This is a genomic window from Moorena sp. SIO4A1 (assembly GCF_010672065.1).
GTDB lineage: Bacteria > Cyanobacteriota > Cyanobacteriia > Cyanobacteriales > Coleofasciculaceae > Moorena.
In genome coordinates, this window is sequence record NZ_JAAHHX010000275.1 from 1 (window position 1) to 2,517 (window position 2,517).

At 45.1% G+C, this 2,517-nt stretch carries 2 protein-coding genes; one reads left to right on the plus strand and one right to left on the minus strand.

What is annotated here, in order from left to right; translation table 11 throughout:
* Positions 1-1,322 (plus strand): calcium-binding protein (locus F6K53_RS37210; protein WP_293084603.1); only part of this gene is annotated, 1,322 nt, incomplete at its 5' end.
* Between the two features lie 495 nt (positions 1,323-1,817).
* On the opposite strand, the gene F6K53_RS37215 is transcribed toward F6K53_RS37210, so the two are convergent.
* Positions 1,818-2,459, minus strand: coding sequence for a DUF948 domain-containing protein (locus F6K53_RS37215; RefSeq protein WP_293084605.1), 642 nt, complete (start codon positions 2,457-2,459; stop codon positions 1,818-1,820).
* Between the last annotated feature and the right edge of the window lie 58 nt (positions 2,460-2,517).

Genomic DNA, 2,517 nt, shown 5'->3' on the forward strand with positions numbered 1-2,517 from the left:
TCAATCAACTCCAGGTCAAAAATGGTAGTCTTTTAGACTTTGATGTCAACAATACTCATCAAATCAAAATCCGCACCACCGACTCCGGGGGTGAAAGCTACGATAAAACGTTCAGTATTAACGTTCAAAACCAGAATATTGCTCCGACAGATATCAGCATCACCGAGCAGGGCGGTGAAAGCAATGACACACTAATTGGTGGCTCGGGTGATGACACTCTTTCAGGAGGTTCTGGGGATGACAGTGTTGTTGGAGGTTTCGGTAATGATAAGATTTGGGGTAATCGCGAGAATGACACACTAATTGGTGGCTCGGGTGATGACACTCTTTCAGGAGGTGATGGGGATGACAGTGTTGTTGGAGGTTCCGGTAATGATAAGATTTGGGGTAATCGCAATAATGACACACTAATTGGTGGCTCGGGTGATGATACTCTTTCAGGAGGTTCTGGGGATGACAGTGTTGTTGGAGGTGCCGGTAACGACTACGTCAGGGGAACTTGGGGCAATGACAATCTCGATGGTGGGGATCATGATGACACTCTGAAAGGTGGTCAGGGAAATGACCTCCTTGAGGGTGGTTCTGGCAATGATTGGATCATGGGAGATGTAGGTAACGATAACCTAAAAGGTAGTTCAGGTGAGGACACTCTGAGCGGAGGTTCGGGTTATGACACCATCGAAGGTGGTGATGACGATGACTACCTCAGAGGAAATGCGGGAGATGACTTCCTTAAAGGTGGCGATGGCGATGACTACCTCAGAGGAGACCAGGGAAATGACAGCCTTGAGGGTGGCGCTGGTAACGACTCTTTGATCGCAGCTTCGGGTGATGACCATCTTGATGGTGGGGATGGCAATGATACCCTAAAAGGTAGCTCTGGCAACAACTATTTGATCGGAGGTTCCGGTGATGACAGCCTTGATGGTGGGGGAGACCATGACCTGCTTGAGGGTGGCTCTGGCAAGGACACTTTGATTGGAGGTTCCGGTAATGACACCCTCAATGGAGTTGGAAATGATTCCCGAGGTAATGGTGAAATTGATGTTCTTGTTGGTGGAGGTGGATCAGATACTTTTCTCCTAGGAGATGATCATGGCGCTTTCTACCAGGGTGGGGGTGACAATGATTATGCAAAGATTGATGACTTCGATTCTCAAGACATGATTCAGCTCTATGGTGTAGCGGATCAATATGATGTGCTTGAGGCTGATAATGGCTTACCCGGTAGCACAGCTTTGTATTTTGAGGGTGATTTGATGGCAGTATTCAAAGATGCATCTGTAAGTGATGTCAGCAGTAGAATGGAATTTCTTTCCTAATCTGACCAGTTGTAAGATTGGCAAGATGACCGCAGTTAGGTAATATGGGTAAGAATCTACAGGGTGCATCTCAATGCATGCAATTAGGCAAAAATTCGCACACTTCCGACACTTCCCGCTCTCCCCACACTCTCCTTCTTTTTTACAAAAATAGCGCTACGCGCAATGGCATTGGCAAGAGGCAAGAGGCAAAAGTTGACGTGGATTAGCTTTGCAGCTTTTATAAATGTCAAACATGCTATATGAGATGCACCAAATCTACCGAGAGTTGGACTGATTTTTCTGTATGTTTTAATTTAATAGGATTGCTATACTTTTATCTGCTGGTGTTTACCAGTTCTCAATTACTAACTAACTATATTTTTCATCCATTAACAAAATATTAACAAAAACGGTATAACGCCACCCTTTAATTTATCAACTAAAGGGTGGCGTTACATTTATTGTTTATTTATTCTGTATAGTCTTCAGGTTTGAATCTTGGTATTGCCTTCGTTAAAAAGAATTATCATCGATAGAATTATCATCGATGTCGCAATCAGAGGTTTCACGAGTCCCGTGATTGACCTCATGGTTATAGTTACTATCTCTGAGCCTTGGCTGATTAACATCTGATGAGCGTTGATCAGTCTCAGGAATTTCTAGAGCTTTTCTGTGAATAGGTGCGCTTTCCGTGATGGCGTTCGCGTAGCGTGACCTACGGTCAAGGGATGGCGAGCCATCACGGGTCGCATCTGATGATGCTAGGGAATCGATTGACCTGGATTTTGGTGAGGTACCCCTCCAAGTTTTCCAGGCAGCTTTGAAACCCTTAACCACATTACGAGTATTCTCTTTGACTTTTTGGGCTTGGTTTTTAGCATTGCTAATACTGTGGTCAACCTGTTGAACCACGTGACCAGCACTTTTGACTCCTTGATTAAGATCATCTGTCAAGTCGCTGATTTCCAAGCCTGTCAGCCGAATGGCTTCTAGGGTCGGTGGTAATTCCCGATTTAGGGTATCAGCTAATTTTTCCACACTACGAGCTGCCCGCGCTAACTCTTGTACAGCAGGTAATAAAGTTACTAAAACAGCGGTTAAACTAACTGCTACGAGCAGAAAGGACAGCCCGAGCCAAAATAGAGGATCAATCACAAAAAATCCTAGGATGTTGGGAAGCCCCGTCTATGGGGGAGAGGGGTGATGACCGTTG